This window comes from Chitinophaga pinensis DSM 2588 (genome assembly GCF_000024005.1).
Lineage (GTDB): Bacteria > Bacteroidota > Bacteroidia > Chitinophagales > Chitinophagaceae > Chitinophaga > Chitinophaga pinensis.
In genome coordinates, this window is sequence record NC_013132.1 from 3,625,548 (window position 1) to 3,641,838 (window position 16,291).

The window sequence follows — 16,291 nt, forward strand, 5'->3', positions numbered from 1 at the left end:
TTCCGCTTTTTTAAAAGGTGATATCAATGCCTGCTGAGTAAACTGGCATCACCGGCAACAGCCTGTTGGCATATTGTGAGGCGTGTTCGTACGCTTCCGGATCTATACCGGCATCGTTGGCGTGCCACGAAAATGGATTTTGCACCTGGAGAGTCAGTTTGGCAGCAGCCAGTTTTCTGATCCGCGACAGCAACCGTTCAAAGTTATAGGTGACGGCAATATCGCGCACTTTTACGTAATCGCCTTTGAGTACGTTGCGGTCAGACGCATAGGAGAGGAGTGTGTAATAACTGCCGCCATCGCCTTTAAGGTCGGGGGCAGGCATAATACCTGGTATTTTCTCATCGCCCGGTTTACGCCAGAAATTCGCTACACGCTGGTCGGTGTTCCTGAGTGGAAAGTTGGTCTGGATGGTAGGCACTACATCGCGGATCACGTTGCCACCATTGGAAATGATCATTACACTGAGGGAAAGCTGTTTATAGGTAAAGCTGTTGGTAAGTCCGGCAGTGTAGATGGGGCGAAGTGTTCCGCTGTATACCAACCCTTTCACATTGGTCATGTTGGCTACGATTGTACCGCTCTGATCATAGTTCTGGACTATTTTCCCGTCGGCATCGTATACCAGCATGGAACCGTTGGTGGGATCGAGTCCTGCTGAACGGAAGCTGAATACGGCATCCATCGGATAACCGATTTTGTTTACACCATAGCCGCCGGTAAGCGTATAAACAGTTTCGTCTTTGGTGTTGATCTCAGTCATCCTGTTTTTGTTGAAACTCAATGCCAGTGTACTGTTCCAGGAAAATTTCTTCCCTGCAATATTGCGGGTGTTCAATGCCAGTTCGAAACCTTTGTTATTCAGACTGCCATAGTTGATCAATGCGTTGGGAAAGGCATTAGTGGGATCGATCGTTTTTTCGCCGAGTAAATCTGTGGTATTGCGCACGTAATAATCCATAGACCCGGAAATCCGGTTGTTCAGTACGGCGAAGTCTATACCGAGGTTGGTGGTGGCCGTTTTTTCCCAGCGCAATGATTTGTTGGGCGGATATATGATATCGGTGGCGGTGGCATTGGCTTCAGCAAAAAATGTAGAACGTGCCTGAAGGAACGGTCCGACGGTGCGGGCCACGTTGCCACCTAAACCGTAGGTCGAACGAATGCTCAGACTGTTCAGCCAGTTGATATCTTTCATGAAGTTTTCTTCGGTGATTCGCCAGCTCGCGCCTACCGACCATAACGGCAGGTAACGGTAGCGGGGATCGGTGCCAAAGAGGTTGGAGTTGTCTACGCGTACACTACCTGTCAGATTGTATCGGCCGTTATAGGTGTAACCAGCGTTGCCATATATTGAAATGTATCTTTCTTCGCCATAATAGAAATTGTTGCCGTCGTTAAAGGGAAGGGCAAAGGTGCTGGTTAGCGACTGCGTTCCTTTAAGGTTGCCGAGTGCGAGTTCGTTTACTGGCTGGAACTGCAGGTTGTTATCGCTGTAGCCCATTTTAAATACGGAGGTACTGGCATTCGAAATGGCCCTGCGTTCGGCGCCGGCCAGGGCGGAGATGTGATGTTTCAAGGCGAAAGTCCGGTCAAAGTTCAGCTGCATACGTGCGGTGTACGATTTGGAGTTACCGCGTGTTTCGTATAGTTGTCCGCCGTCGGGAACATTTTTTATCGGCTCATTGTCGATGACCTGCGCGGCATCGTTGATCATCCTTTTGGCATAGTAAGAGGACGAGTTGTAATACTGCTTATTATAGCTCGTGCCGCGTTCGGTCTGGTATTTCAGATCGAGCGTGAGTCCTTCAATAATCTTTGCCGTAAAGCCCCCCTGTACGCGGAAGTAGTTCGACCAATACGACAAATCAGCGCGGTCCGTTTCTTCGAGTGGATGGTAAGATTCATCATGCAGGCCCAGGCTGATCAGACGCTGGATCTCATAATCCGATTTTAGTTTCGTGAAATCAGCCGGACTGCCATCGGGATTGCGGATGATTTCATAGGGCATGTTCCAGTAAAACGATTCGGGGCTTTCGGGTTGATATTTTCCTGTGCGGATGTTGGTGTTGGTACCGATTTCGGCATCCAGCCAGCGAAACACTTTTACGCGGTCTCTCAGCCCCAGGTTGATATCGTTGCTGCTGGTTCGTAAACCATACCCGCTATTGCCGGTATAGTTTATCATCATATTGTATTGATGTATATCGTTGCCTCCACTGGCAGAAAAGGCATGGCGTTGTTTTACATTGTTGCGCATGAACAGATCTTCGAGCTGACTTTGCCCGTCCTGTGTTTTAAGCCTTCCCAGGGTCGCATCCAGTTCCGCCTGAGTAATATAGCCCTGTTCCTGGTTATACAATGCCTGCAGCACTTTGGTGTTGCCTGTGCGTCTGATCCCGTCACTGAAGCCTGGGTGCCATTTGTTAAAGAGTTCCTGTTGCAGATCCACCATCTGGGAGGAATTGAGCAGATTCATATAACCGGCGTCTGGTTTGGCCGAGAAAAAAACGCCACTGCTAAAGGTCACAACCGGCTTCCGGCTACTGCCGTGACGGGTGGTAATGGAAATCACGCCATTGGCCGCGCGTGTGCCATAGATAGAAGCTGCTGCTGCATCTTTCATCACAGTTACGTTTACCACATCGGCAGGATTAATATAATTGAGGTCTCCTTCATAAGGAAATCCATCTACCACATATAATGGCTGCTGATTGCCATATAAAGTAGACAGACCGCGGATAGTAGGCACGCCGTTTTGAATGAAAAGCCCCGGCACGGTGCCTTCCAGGCGATCCATAATACTTGTTTCCATCCTGGCGCCCAGTGTGGTTTCGGTAATAACGCCAAACGAGCCGGTAGCGCGTTCTTTTGGGATAGACTGGTAGCCGGTGTTGGCGGTTACGTTCAATTCATTCAGCGTAGAAGAAACGTGGGTCAGTATGATGGTGCCGATGTTGCCTCCCTGTTGCATGGCGGTGGTAACAACAATTTCTTTGTTTTGATAACCAATAAAGCTGACGCGCAGCACATTCCCTGCATCTGCAGGAACGGAAAAGCTGCCATTCATATCGGTAATGGCCGACCGGCCACCACCTGTTACTATTACGGTAGCACCGATCAATGGTACGCCCAGACTATCGGTTACCCGTCCCGCCAAGGGGGTGACTTTTGCGATAGTGGCATCGCCGGATACAGGATCATTTTTACTATAAATGAAAATAGTATTGTCTGTTATCTTATAATTGAAAGACTGGTTTTTAACGATGAGGTCCAGGAAACTCAGTAGCGGCATGTTTTGTACGGAGACCGAAACTGCATCTGCTTGTTGCAGCAGATCCGACTTTCCCCATACTACATATCCGGTTTGTTTTTTTATTGCCGCGAATACCTGTTTCATGGGTATCCCTCTTCCGGAGAAGGTAATTGACTGGGAAAAGGTGTTGGCTGACACATGTAAACAAAAAAGGAGCAGAAAGGCACTGGTTAGTTTCATCATCCGAAGCATTTTGGTTGGAAGCCGGCATGGCATACCCCAACGGCTCCAGTAAGCTGTTTTTTGCATAGATTTGCAACGTTTGGTTGTTAAAAATGGAGGTCTCGAAACCCGTTTTGCAGCTACCAACAATCTTCCGGGAGTGTTTGCCGCACTTCCGGTTTTTTTATCTGATAGCCCGATCTTAGTTGATAAATATTACTTCATGTTTACGATTTCAATTGATAATTAAGGCATAGGTAAAATATACTATGGCATTACGATTAGCTTACGACCTTCCTCCAGCCGGAAGTGTACATTGGATCGTTCCAGCCCGTTTAATACGTCAGATAATTTCAAATTGCGGCTCATTTCCCCAAAGAACATGATATCCGGCACATTGCCTTCGTATACCACTTCCAGATCGTACCAGCGTTCGAGCTGGCGCATCATATCTTTCAGACTTACACTGTCGAAATTAAAAAAGCCGTTTTTCCAGGCGATGGCTTGTTCCACATTTGCATTGCTCATTACATCGAAGTGGCTGCCTGTGACCAGCAATTGCTCACCCGGTTTTAACACTACAGCGCCACTGGTTTTTCCCGCCGGCGATATCTTTACCCCGCCATTCACCAGCGTGGTATAACTGTTCCGGTCATTGGTATAGGCATTGATGTTGAAGGCGGTACCCAGTACTTCCAGGCTGATCTGGTCCGGCACATGCACGCGGAATGGTTGCCGGGCATTGGCGGCCACCTCGAAGTATCCTTCACCTGTAAATTCGACCGTTCTGTCGGAGCCGTTAAATGCCACCGGAAACCGTAGCGAGCTGCTGGCATTGAGCCATACTTTAGTGCCATCTGACAGCGTAATAGTAAACTGCCGTCCTTTGGCCGTACTAATGGTATTATATTGTACTGGTCCAGCCAATGCCTGTCCCGGTGTATATTGCAGATCGCCGTTTTGCATTGCCACGGAAGTGCCGTTCTGCCGGGTAATGACGCCATTACCGGTGCTATCCAGTACGAGCTGCGAACCATCGGCGAGTGTGAGCATGGCGCCGGTTTGTCCGGGTGCAACGTCCAATGAGGCATTGCGTACCATCTGGCGCACGGGCCGTGGGTTGTTCCGGTTAAGATACATGGCCCCGGCTGCTATCAGTACGACGGCTGCTACTGCCCACCACCATTTGTGGAGGTAGTGTACACGCGTTGCCGGCGGCGCAACAGGATCGGCAGGTAGTTTATCCGACCGCAGGATCTGATCAGCCACCTGTCGCCATTGTTGGGGATTGTAGGCGGGGAGCTGCTGATTGACATGAACTTCCAGCCAGCTTTCGGTATCATCGATAGATGCATCGGCGACGTCACGGTCGACCAGGGCGCTAAGCTCGTCCAGCTCCTCCGCTGTAGCGTTGTGGCTGACCAGGCGTTCCAGTAAATATGTTAATCGGGCGTTTGGTTTCATTATAAATAGGAGTAAATAATCGAGTTATGGCTCCCTATCTATACCAGACAATCGGGAAGACGATTGGTACCGAAAAAAAGCAAAGTTTTTTTCGGTGGAGGCATATTTAATAAAGGAAGTCTAATAAAAGCAGGACAAATAGTGGGTAGCCACTTTTTTGCAGGGAAGTGCGGATGCTTTTAAGTGCCATGACCATCAGATTTTTGACGGTGCTAACCGCCAGATCCATATGCTCGGCAATCTCGCTGATACTAAGGGCCTGTTCCCGGCTCAGACGGTATACCTGGCGTTGTTTTTCAGGGAGTTGCTGCACGGCGGTATTCACCATCGTCAGTAGCTGTCGGAACTCCACGATCTCAGCCGTTTTTACGGTATTTTCTTTTTGTAGTCCGACGGCGTCTATCACGTGATCGTGAATAGATTGCCGGCGCACATGGTTTACTGCGCGGTAAAAGCATATTTTTTTTATCCAGGCTGCCGGTTGGGCAACATCGCTCAATTGGTCGCGCGAGAGCCATACTTTCAGGAAGGTATCCTGAACGAGGTCGTCTGCCACAGCTACAGAGCCGGTAATACGGGCCGCCATAGCCTGAAGGCGGGGAGCGAACAGCTCTACCAGCTGGCTAAATGCGGCTTCATCACCAGCTGCAATGCGGCGGCAAAGCCCAGAAGCATCAATAAATTGTCCGTCGTTCAATAAAGCAATATTAAAATGTAATATGTTGCATTACCGGAGGGAGAAAACGAATGGCATGAAAAGATTTTGATTGAAACAGAAGCTAATTTCGCCAAATTATATGGTAAATGCAAGGCGGGGAAAGAGGATGACAAAGAGCAAAAGTTAAGTAATGATAGACGGATTATTCCCGATACTGCCCGGTGCTTGTCCCGGATGCTATGAGGCGACCTTTAATAATCTTATCCTTACCTTAGTTTCATGGAAAAGCGCGTTATTTTTTTCTTGCTGGACCATGTTCATTTAATGGACCTGGCAGGCGCCGTAACAGTTTTTTATGAAGCAGGATGTTGCGGTCGTCCCTATGAATTACGCTATGTATCTCCTTATCCGTCCATTGGAAGCTCCGCAGGTCTTGGCTTTACAAAAGTAGAGCCGCTTGAGGCTGTGGTGGTACAGCCGGAAGATATTGTGATCGTAGCGGGGATTGACCTCAGCAAATGGGATCATACGGCGGATGACCAATGGTTACACTGGTTGCAGCATGCGGCAGCAATCGGGGCTACCGTTTGTTCGGTATGTACAGCGGCTTTTGTACTGGCGGTAGCGGGTTTACTGAATGGTCGCGACTGTACCACTCACTGGGGATATACGAAGGCGCTGGCGCAACGTTTTCCGCGGACTAACGTGATAGAGAACAAGCTGTTTGTGAAAAGTGATAATATCTATACCAGCGCTGGTATTTCTACGGGTATTGATCTGGCGCTGTACCTGGTGGAAGCAGATTATGGGCCGGCTTTCGCCTATACAGTAGCTAAAGATATGGTGGTATACATCCGCCGGGATGGTGATGCTTCCCAGCATAGTATTCATCTGCAACACCGGCAGCATATCAGTCACCAGGTGCATCAGGTGCAGGATCATATTACCCGGCAACTCCATACTAAACTCACTATTACTGAACTGGCAGAACTGGCGCATATGTCGCCCCGCAACCTCACACGCCTCTTTAAAACAACTACTGGTATGACTATAGGAGATTACATCCGCCATCTCCGGGAAGAGAAGGCCGCTCAGTTACTAAAGGAAGGGCATAAACTGGCCTGGGTAGGCAAAACCTGCGGCATAGGTAGCAGCCGTCAGCTAAGCCAGCTGGCAAGAAAATGGAGTAATGGCTAAAATGGCCCGATTTGCTATGGTGTTGTCCTTCTTTACAAATTATATAGGTATAATTTGTTCGCAGAATTAATGCCCATGAAACATTTGTTTATCCTACTATTATGCCTTCCCTTGTGGGGGCTGGCACAGCAACAGCAAGCTAATTATATATGCCCGCCTTGTGGACGTGCCTGTGACTCCATTATTCATCATGCCCCCGGCGTTTGCGCCCACTGTGGTATGGCGCTGATGCCAAAAGATACGGCTAAACCTGTTACTTATTCCATTTGCTTCTACCTGTATGATGGCACGGAAGTGCTGGATTTTGCCGGTCCGATGGAAGTATTCTCCTATGCAGGATTTAAGATATTTACTGTTGGTAAAACCAAAGCGCCGGTAACAGTGCAAGGTATACTAAAAGTGATTCCGGATTACAGCATTGCGGATGCACCGCCTGCTAATTACTTCGCTATTTTCGGTGGGGATGATGGTATAGCAACGAACGATCCGGAGGTGATCAGCTGGATCAAAAAGCGCGATGCCACCACTGAAGGCTACTTCTCTGTTTGTACGGGGGCGTTCGTACTGGGTAAAGCAGGTCTGCTGGATGGTTTGACTGTAACCACCTTTCACAACAGTATCCAAAATTTACAAGGGGCAGTTCCCAGCGCTAAAGTGTTAAACAACGTACGCTACGTGGACAATGGCAGGGTGATTACCACCGCCGGTATATCAGCGGGCATCGACGGGGCATTGCACCTGGTGGCGCGACTCAGGGGAGAAGAAGCGGCTCTGCGCATTGCAAAACATATGGAGTATGATAAGTATGTTCCGGAGCAAGGGATGCAAGTGAAGAGATAATCAGGACAGCCGCCGGTGAACGCAGCTCTTAATGCATTATCGCCGTAATACGAAATGGGCCTGGATCAATTGAGCCAGGCCCATTTTATTGGTGTAACTTAAATACTTCAGTAACTACGGCACATATACTTTTGATTTCAGTGCCAGTTGCACTTTCTTCGGCAGATTTGACAACAAATGATAACCGGTCGAATCTTCTATAGCTTTCACAGAGGTAATATATTTTCGCCAGCTGTTATCAATCGTTTTATTATTATTAGGTGTATCAATAGCGACAACAGTAACATCACTGCTGCCAAGACGTTCCAGGTCATTATCCCCGGCGGGAATAACCACTACTACTTTCCAGATACGTGCAGGTACCGTAACATTTCCCTGATCGATTGTTTTCACCTTTCCTTTTGATCCGGTACCACCAGTACCATAGCTGCCCATAATGATATAACATTCATTGCCGGGTCTTACAAGTGTATTTCTCGTATATTCCTCAAAGCCTGCCCATGCACGTTTATTGTTCCTGGGTGCCTGTGGAATCATATTACTCATCAGAAACGTAGACTCGTTAGCGCTGGTATTATTACTACGGTCACCGGAGGGACAGTTATGTCCACGGTCAAAACCAGAGTTGACATAGTCGGTGCCTTCTACATGATAAAAGTTGCCGGGTAACTCAGGATCTGCCCTGAAGTTATCAGTTCTGTTAGTTTTACCCAGATCATCGGCATCCAGGTGCCAGCTTACCCAGTTAGGGATACCACGCTGGCTGTTGTAAGACGCCACATAATACGTTCTGTCTATAAGATAATTGTTGACAAGCATCATGCATGGTTGTGCATCAGATGGGTTGCCTAGTAACAGATGATTGTTATCGCTGGTGTTTTTTACCCGTGTATCGCAATCGTTGGATGATGAAGGTACAATCATTCGTGAGGCTGTTGTCGCCTCAGATGATCTTGTCGTACTACCAGATGATTTTGTGATATTGCGGGATGATTTTGTGGTATTGTGAGCGGATTTCGCCGTACTGGTTTTCTTAGGTTTGTCTGAGCTCTTATTACCAGAAGATTCACGTAGCCTTACACAAGTTACAAATACTACCAGTGCCACCGTAATGGCGATGGATATTAATTTCTTTTCTTTCATTAATCAGCTTGTATTATAAGTTTAAATGATGGTCATGTGGTGTGAAATACAAAGTGCAGTCCTTCGGAAAGACGAGGATATGGCGTCAATATGGTCTGATAGGAATTTTTTTTGCTGGCATATTTTTTATTGTCCACTTCTTTAGTACAAAGACAGTTTAATCGTTTAAGTTATATTTTGGGCTGCAATATGCGACAATTTTAGCGAATAAACTATTCAAAAGGGGAGGACCATGTTGTTATGCGGTACTATATGGAGAATTCTGATGTGCGGTTCCTGGTGTATGCTCAGGAGGAACGTAGTTATTGTATATGAGGACTGTTGGAACTAAGTCCGATAACAACGCAACTGATGGAACAGCAGGGGATATTGCTTCGATCCTGTTTGGTGGAATTTGTCGCATTGCATCTTTGTGATTTTTTAAGACAGTGTTGGTGGTATTGCTCAGTATTACAATAGATACAGGATTTGTATATTGGGTAGTTGGCTGTTGGGATGTAAAGAATAATCCAGGTAATATTTATGGCGATAGGCGATTCTTGTATCTTTCTTACTGCTTATTGAAAAATTTCCCCTAAATTAGTAATGGCTATTACGCGCTCTGATCACCCTAAAAGCTTAACCCGATAGAGGATAGTGTAGCCTGTTCACCTTGCATATTACCTGTAATAACACGCTGAAGCATTTCGGCATTTCGATTATATGCTGAACAACCACTCCACGGCATTGCCCCCTGGCTAAAGACAGGAGAGGATTATTGTATTAAATATTATCACCATGAAAAAGAAGACAACTCCAAAGAAGCTCCAATTAGTGAAAATCAAAATTGCCAATCTCAGTCAGCCAAAACCTAAAGGTGATGTTTGTCTGACATCCCTGGAGCAAACTACCTGCCCCAATTGTCATCTGTAATAATACAGCCTGATAGGTCCTATAAACATTGTTGTTCAAATTAGCAGCAACTGTAAATAGGCAGGAAACGTTATACAGATCTATGGAGAAATAAAGGAAGTAAATTTTGTATGCTTGTGTCCGAGGTACTGATACCTGGGACACAAAACACTAAAACCTCGTGGATCGTAAGCTCTACGAGGTTTTTTGCTATAATCCGCTTTGCAATGGCCCTGCCCGCAGATTCTCCCGGTTTTCGGGATTGTCAGATACTTTTTATTCACTTTTCAGTACCGCTATAGGATTTTCCCTCGCCGCTTTCATCGTCTGTGACCCGATCATAATAATTGCAATCAGCAGTACTGCCAAAAATCCAATAGACAACTCGACAATCTGAACAGGTGTATGATATGGAAAGTTACTCAACACAACTTTCTCAAAGAAGAGATATGTGACGGGCAGCGCGATGACTGCGGATATCGATAGTAATAAAAGGAAGTTACGGCTCAGTAGGTATATAAGGTTGCCGAAACTGGCGCCCATCACCTTCCGGATGCTGATCTCTTTTAGTCGTGTCTCGGTGGTGAATACTACCATACCGAACAGCCCCATCGAAGCGATAGAAATAGCAAGAAACGACAGAAATCCAATAATCTTAATCATGATAGAAAATTCACTATATGCATCTTCTATCGATTGGTCGTAAAATGTAGCATTGAATGGATGTACACGATCGAATTTCTTCCACACCGCCTCAATTTTAGCCATAGTCGCCGGCATATCATCGCTTTTTACGCTGGCGTTAATAACCGCCCTGTCTTCCGGTGTCCAGCAGGTGAATGCTACCGGTCCGATGAGATTTTCAACCTTGCCATAGTGAAAGTCCTGCATAACTCCTACAATCGTCAATTTGCGACCGTTCAACATTACCTGTTCGCCGATTGCTTTTTCGGGAGCATGGATGCCTATATTGAATCGCCTAAGCACCTGTTCGTTAACAATTACCTCGCTGACAGCTTCTGCTGTAGTCGGTCTTGAAATAAAATTTCCGCCGGCAATAAGCTTATATCCATGCAGTGGTAAATAGTTTTCGTCGACATGATTGGTCATGACCAGGGTGGAGTCATTGACATCTTTATATTTCATGTTACCACCCCAGTAATTGCCTATTCCGGTAACGATCAGAGACCTGGATAGTGCAGTAATCTCCGGTATCTCACGCAGTTCATTAAGCAATACATTGGGTTTATTACCCTCCGTATAGATGTTCAGAATGTTTGTTGTACGAAAGCCCAGGTCGAATGCAAGGATATTTTTATACTGTACATAAGCTATCGAGGTGGCCGTTATAAAGATTAACGTGACCGTGTATTGTATCACGACCAGGGCCCGCCTGAGTGTCAGGTGCCGGAATACTTTTACAGATGATACATTCCTGAGCGCATTGATAGCATTAACCTTTGAAAAGAAGATGGCAGGCATGAAACCGGCAATAACGCCTACAGTGACAGAAAAGACGATAAAGGAAATGATCATAGCCGGAGTCAGGTCAAGTTTCACGGTACCTTGCATTTCCGGAGCCAGATGGATAAGCTGTGGACGTAATAGTAGGAAAAGCAGGAATGAGAGTAAAAGGGCTATCAGAGAGATCATAACTGCTTCCGCAAGAAACTGCAGCCTTACCTGGCTTGCACCGGCGCCGATGGCTTTACGGATACCTATTTCCTTAAAACGGCGCATGGCACGTGCGATCGAAAGATTGGTATAGTTGAAACAGGCAGACAGTATCACAACCAATGCAAGTCCACCCAGTAGCCCAAGTACGACTGGTGGCACATGCGGTCCTACGTAACCAGGTCCTCCCTCTGAACGACGCAGATTCTCTCCAACTACAATATTATATAGCGGAAGCGGCGAAAGCTGGATCCGGGTATCTTTGTCAGCCAGGTTTTCTTCTTTTGCAATGGCATCGAGTTGCAACTGAATAGCCGCCATGTCGGCATTTTTCGATGGCAGGATATACACGAAGTTAGACCATATATTAGTCCAGTCTCCGAAGTGCGGATCATTTTTATTGAGCTGATCGGCGGTCGACAGTGACACTAACGCTTCAAAATGGATATGTGAAAAGAAAGGAACATCCTTCATTACACCAGTCACACGATATTCGAGTGTATCAAACCTGATCATGCTGCCCATCGCATCTTTATTGCCAAATAGTTTCCTGGCCGCCGTCTCTGTCAGCACAATCGAATAAGGGTCTCTTAAAGCCGTCGCCGCATTGCCTTGCAGCATCGGAAAGGTAAAGATGCGAAAGAACGAAGGTTCCGCCCAGAAGCCCTTGATAGGCAAAATATGGTCGCCAACCTGCGCGTCCTGCGAGAAATCATTCCGTAAAATAGCCACCTCTTCAATGCCTGTCAGCTTTTCTCTTATCAACTTCCCGGTTTTTATGGATGCAGATGCATATTTGCCACCTTGTTCTCCCTTGAATGTAGCCACACTGGAGATCCGGTAGATCCGCTCACCGTTCTTATGGAACCTGTCATAAGATCGCAGATCCAGTACAAAAGCAATAAGTAATAAGCCGACAGACATACTGATGGCAAGACCAACAATACTGATGCAGGAGAATAGCTTATTGCGCAATAAATTGCGTGTGGATGTTTTGACATAACTTCCTATCATGATCAGGTTAATATAAGGTTCTCAACATCGGTACCAGTTATCTAATGTATGTGAGAAATGATACTGCACATACAAAATGTGATGAAACAACGATAAACCGGTACAGAATCATACCTTGCCATTATTACAGACCTGTTTGACAACTTATATCGCGGATGATAACATTCCTCCGGATATATTAATCCTTTTGTTAACAATTTGATAACCCACTCGTTTCCAGTTCTATTTCCTTTAATTTATATCTTCATTTCAGTTAAACGCAGTTAGCACCCTCGATTTATCAACCGTAAGCCAAATCTTAATAACCTTATATCATTAACCCAGTTCTCACAATCTAAATGCACATTATGAAAACCCGAAGACTATTTCGTCTCAGCATTGCCCTTGCTGTACTTGTATCAGCTGCATCCTGTAAAAAGGATGATGCAGAAAAGTCCCAATCCTCCGGCGCTACGCTTACCGACAAAAAATTGTATGAAACCCTCAAAGATGCCGGTTTCAGTGATGAAAAGATTAAAGACCGTGGCGATTATTATGAAGTATCAGGAGATCTGCTATTCAGAAAAAATGCAACAGATGTAAAAAAGGTAGAACAATATTTTGCCATGAAAAAAGCATCAAATGACAAAGACGTTCATACTGAACAATGGCAATACCCCACTCTTATTACTTCTTACAATGTAGAAAATATTAAAGTCTATGTTGATCCGATACTCAAAAACCTGTATTATGAAGTGGGTATCCAGGAAGCATTAGGTCATTGGGCAAAGGAAACAAACAGTAAGGTTAACTTCAGCTTTATTGAGCGTGCTAACCTCAGTACTTATGCAGATGTTACCTTTTTCCAGGATAATTCAATTTCAGGTTGGGGAGAAGCTGAATTCCCATCTTCAGGTTATCCTGGATGGAGAATACGCGTGAATACCAATCTAAGCGCCAACCTGAGTCTCAGTCAGCAGGAATTCCTGTTTACACATGAACTGGGACACGTATTAGGTCTGGCGCACACCGATGAATACCATCCTGGTTATTTAATACCTGGTACGCCACAAAGCGATCCCAGTTCAATTATGAACTCCGGTCCTTACAACGGTGGTGTAGTACTTCCATGGAATGGTTTCTCTACTTACGACAAAGCAGCGATCGCTTATCTCTATCCATGGCAGACCTATGACCATTGGATCACCTTCCCGGAAGGCAAGTATGAACCATTATATGGGTACAGCATTTTTGGTGGCGATCGTTACAGCCAGCCTTATGCAAGCTTTGACATCACCTGGAACAATACATTGGTAAATACACCAACCGTATCATTACAGCTTTTTGAAAAAGGCTCTCTTAAAGGTACACTGGCTGCTAATGTGCCAAATACCGGCTATTATCGTGTAGAGAATACGCCATTGCTGCCTACAAACATCAGTCCTGGCTATAGCCCGTTGATACAGATTCGGATTGTATCCAATGCGAATCCTTCTATCAGCGATATGACGTCCACTTTTTATGTAGGTTTCAACGGTGATTGATAAAAGAGATCGCTGTATATCATAAAGAATAATCCCGGATCATGTTATATGATCCGGGATTATTCTTTATGTGAACGCTGATGATGTTTATTGCACAGAAGGTGGCGCCTCTCTACCCCATTTTTCATTCGGCACATTCCCCATCTTCATCCATAGTTTACCTCCTTTCATCAGCTCATCGCGGTACAACCACGCGTTCTCCAATGGTTTACCATTAAAGCGGGCTTCCTGCACATATATATTTTCCTTGCTGTTATTTTCGGTGGTGATATGGAGGGTTTTACCATTGCCCAGTTGGATACTTGCCTGGTCAAATACCGGACTACCCAGCTGTATCACTGGTCGAAGGTCTGTCAATCCTTTCACATCAAACAATCCTAATGCGGCCATCACATACCAGGAGCCAAGCTGGCCCTGGTCTTCATCCTGACCATATCCATAACCATGTATGCTTTCTGTACCATAGAACTCGTCACAGATGGCACGGGTCCATTTTTGCGTCAGCCAGGGTTTACCGGAATAATTAAATAACCAGCTGACATGCAGGTTAGGCTGATTACCATGATTGTAACTGGCCTTGATACCTGCAAACGCATCGATTGTCTTCCCGCCGCCAAAGCTGTTTTGCCGGGCAACCGTAAAGATGTTGTCAAGCCGCGTGTTGAATTCCTCTTTACCGATGGCCTCGATCAGACCAGCCGGATTTTGTGGTACATAGAAGGTATACTGTACGGCATTCCCTTCCTGGAATCCCCGCCAGGGTTCCAGGGGATCAAATTTGTCAATAAACTGGCCATTGACAGTTTTAGGTTGTATCAGTTTGGATGCAGGATTAAAGAGCCGTTGCCATCCCTTCGATTTGCCAATGAAATAGTCGTAGTCCGCTGTTTTACCCATGGCCTTCGCCATTTGTGCGGTAGCAAATGCACTAAAACTATATTCAAGTGTATGAGAGGCCGCAAACCGGGACCCGGTCGAATCAGTCTTATCCTCTTCAAGATAAGGGGAGTAGCCATAGTGATTGAAGGCTGCTACATCCAGTTTTCCGGATCCTACGGGCCTGTCTGTACCATCAGTCTCATTCTCCCTGATGGCCTTGTAAGCTAATGTTGTGTCATAATCACGTATACCACATTGATAAGCAGCCGCAATTGCCAGTCCCACAAAGTTGGTACCGACGCCGGAAGTAAAATAGCCATTGGTAACACCATCTGCAAACCATCCCCGTTTCTGATACACATCGATCTGCGAACGTACATAGTCATTGTAATGTTCCGGATAAGCCAGTGCCCAGAGTTGCGTCAGGTTCCAGAAAGCGCCCCAGATAGCATCCGTATTATATAAATTCGCTTGTCCGGCATCATTGATAATACCGCGTCCTAAAAGCGCATGATACAGTCCGGTGTAGAATTTGGTTTTATCCTGTACTGCTTTACCACTGACCTTAAGCTTGCCCAGTTCACCCTCCCAGACCTTTGCTGCCAGTTGCTGTGCCTTTTTGAAGTCAATACCGGTGGCCTCTGCCACCAGGTTCTTTTGTGCGTGAAGGGTAGACGTATAGGAAAGACCGATTTTCAGTTCTACGACTTCCTGATCAGTAGTGGCAAATTCAAGGAATAAGCCTGCACCCTTGCCCTTACTTTCCCTGCTGTTTTCCTGTATACCATTGGCATTGAATGCACCTACAGTGGCGGGCTGCTTGCTGATCTCTCCATAGAAATACATGGATATTTTTCCCTGTGGATCATACTTTTTGATGTAGGCAGGGTAGGTGGTGACGAATCCTTCGAAATGTCTTTCATCCGTCATGTGTACTGCTGCATCCAGTACTTCACCACTTTCTCCCTGTTTATTGCCAATATCAAGTATAATCCTGGAATCAGGTGCTGCCGGAAAGGTATACCTGTGAAAACCCACCCGTTCAGTGGCCGTCAGTTCGGCAGTGATGTGATAGTCATCCAGTTTTACCTTGTAATATCCCGGTTGGGCTACCTCGCTTTTATGGTCAAAGAGGGATCTATAACCGTTTTTAAGTCCTTTTTCTGCATCTTCCAGGCTGCCGGGTGTCAGTATCCTCGGACCGGTCGCAGGCATCACGACAATCCCGCCTACCTGCCATTCATGAAAATGCGCAAATCCTTCTATAGACCGGTGCCGGGTATCATAACCAACAGCTTCCCATCCACTGGGATTACCATAATGCCCGTTTGTAGAAGGGGCCAGTTTCGCCATACCATGCGGTAACGCGGCCGGGGTATAAAAGAACCAGCGGCTATGGGCGGTACCGATACCCGGATCTACATACCGGGACAGGTTTTCCCGCTGACTTACACAGGAGCTAAAGATGGCTATAACGATAATAATGTATATATGTCTGTACATGGAATATTATTATGTATGTACAAACAT

General features: G+C 46.1%; 9 protein-coding genes. 3 read left to right on the plus strand and 6 right to left on the minus strand.

Annotated features, from left to right (window positions below; all coding sequences use genetic code 11):
* Nucleotides 1-10: 10 nt before the first annotated feature.
* The 3 genes from CPIN_RS14705 to CPIN_RS14715 form a co-directional block, all read right to left on the minus strand.
* Nucleotides 11-3,565: a SusC/RagA family TonB-linked outer membrane protein gene (locus CPIN_RS14705; protein ID WP_083781104.1), complete on the minus strand. Its 3,555-nt coding sequence runs from the start codon at nt 3,563-3,565 to the stop codon at nt 11-13.
* A 180-nt stretch (nt 3,566-3,745) separates the two neighbouring features.
* Nucleotides 3,746-4,942, minus strand: a complete 1,197-nt coding sequence (locus CPIN_RS14710; RefSeq protein WP_012790602.1) for a FecR family protein — start codon at nt 4,940-4,942, stop codon at nt 3,746-3,748.
* A 106-nt stretch (nt 4,943-5,048) separates the two neighbouring features.
* Nucleotides 5,049-5,639: an RNA polymerase sigma factor gene (locus tag CPIN_RS14715; RefSeq protein WP_012790603.1), complete on the minus strand. Its 591-nt coding sequence runs from the start codon at nt 5,637-5,639 to the stop codon at nt 5,049-5,051.
* Nucleotides 5,640-5,879: 240 nt separating this feature from the next.
* Between CPIN_RS14715 and CPIN_RS14720 the strand changes: the two genes are divergently transcribed.
* Together CPIN_RS14720 and CPIN_RS14725 are read left to right on the plus strand one after the other, a co-directional pair.
* A complete protein-coding gene (locus tag CPIN_RS14720) occupies nt 5,880-6,797 on the plus strand; it encodes a GlxA family transcriptional regulator (protein ID WP_012790604.1) in 918 nt (305 codons plus the stop codon).
* A gap of 75 nt (nt 6,798-6,872) precedes the next feature.
* Nucleotides 6,873-7,637, plus strand: a complete 765-nt coding sequence (locus CPIN_RS14725; protein ID WP_012790605.1) for a DJ-1/PfpI family protein — start codon at nt 6,873-6,875, stop codon at nt 7,635-7,637.
* A 114-nt stretch (nt 7,638-7,751) separates the two neighbouring features.
* Here CPIN_RS14725 and CPIN_RS14730 read toward each other — a convergent pair whose 3' ends face one another.
* The gene (locus tag CPIN_RS14730; RefSeq protein ID WP_012790606.1) at nt 7,752-8,780 is read right to left on the minus strand and encodes a DNA/RNA non-specific endonuclease; all 1,029 of its coding nucleotides are present in this window, start codon (nt 8,778-8,780) and stop codon (nt 7,752-7,754) included.
* A 1,167-nt stretch (nt 8,781-9,947) separates the two neighbouring features.
* Entirely contained in the window at nt 9,948-12,359 is a 2,412-nt protein-coding gene (locus CPIN_RS14735; protein WP_012790608.1) for an ABC transporter permease, read from the minus strand.
* A gap of 347 nt (nt 12,360-12,706) precedes the next feature.
* Between CPIN_RS14735 and CPIN_RS14740 the strand changes: the two genes are divergently transcribed.
* The gene (locus CPIN_RS14740; protein ID WP_012790609.1) at nt 12,707-13,882 is read left to right on the plus strand and encodes a M57 family metalloprotease; all 1,176 of its coding nucleotides are present in this window, start codon (nt 12,707-12,709) and stop codon (nt 13,880-13,882) included.
* An 87-nt stretch (nt 13,883-13,969) separates the two neighbouring features.
* On the opposite strand, the gene CPIN_RS14745 is transcribed toward CPIN_RS14740, so the two are convergent.
* Nucleotides 13,970-16,264, minus strand: coding sequence for a GH92 family glycosyl hydrolase (locus tag CPIN_RS14745; protein ID WP_012790610.1), 2,295 nt, complete (start codon nt 16,262-16,264; stop codon nt 13,970-13,972).
* Between the last annotated feature and the right edge of the window lie 27 nt (nt 16,265-16,291).

Coding starts and splice junctions, on each gene's coding strand:
- CPIN_RS14705 (WP_083781104.1), bottom strand. CDS start 3,565: ATGCAAAAAACAGCTTACTGGAGCCGTTGGGGTATGCCATGCCGGCTT.
- CPIN_RS14710 (WP_012790602.1), bottom strand. CDS start 4,942: ATGAAACCAAACGCCCGATTAACATATTTACTGGAACGCCTGGTCAGC.
- CPIN_RS14720 (WP_012790604.1), top strand. CDS start 5,880: ATGGAAAAGCGCGTTATTTTTTTCTTGCTGGACCATGTTCATTTAATG.
- CPIN_RS14725 (WP_012790605.1), top strand. CDS start 6,873: ATGAAACATTTGTTTATCCTACTATTATGCCTTCCCTTGTGGGGGCTG.
- CPIN_RS14730 (WP_012790606.1), bottom strand. CDS start 8,780: ATGAAAGAAAAGAAATTAATATCCATCGCCATTACGGTGGCACTGGTA.
- CPIN_RS14735 (WP_012790608.1), bottom strand. CDS start 12,359: ATGATAGGAAGTTATGTCAAAACATCCACACGCAATTTATTGCGCAAT.
- CPIN_RS14740 (WP_012790609.1), top strand. CDS start 12,707: ATGAAAACCCGAAGACTATTTCGTCTCAGCATTGCCCTTGCTGTACTT.
- CPIN_RS14745 (WP_012790610.1), bottom strand. CDS start 16,264: ATGTACAGACATATATACATTATTATCGTTATAGCCATCTTTAGCTCC.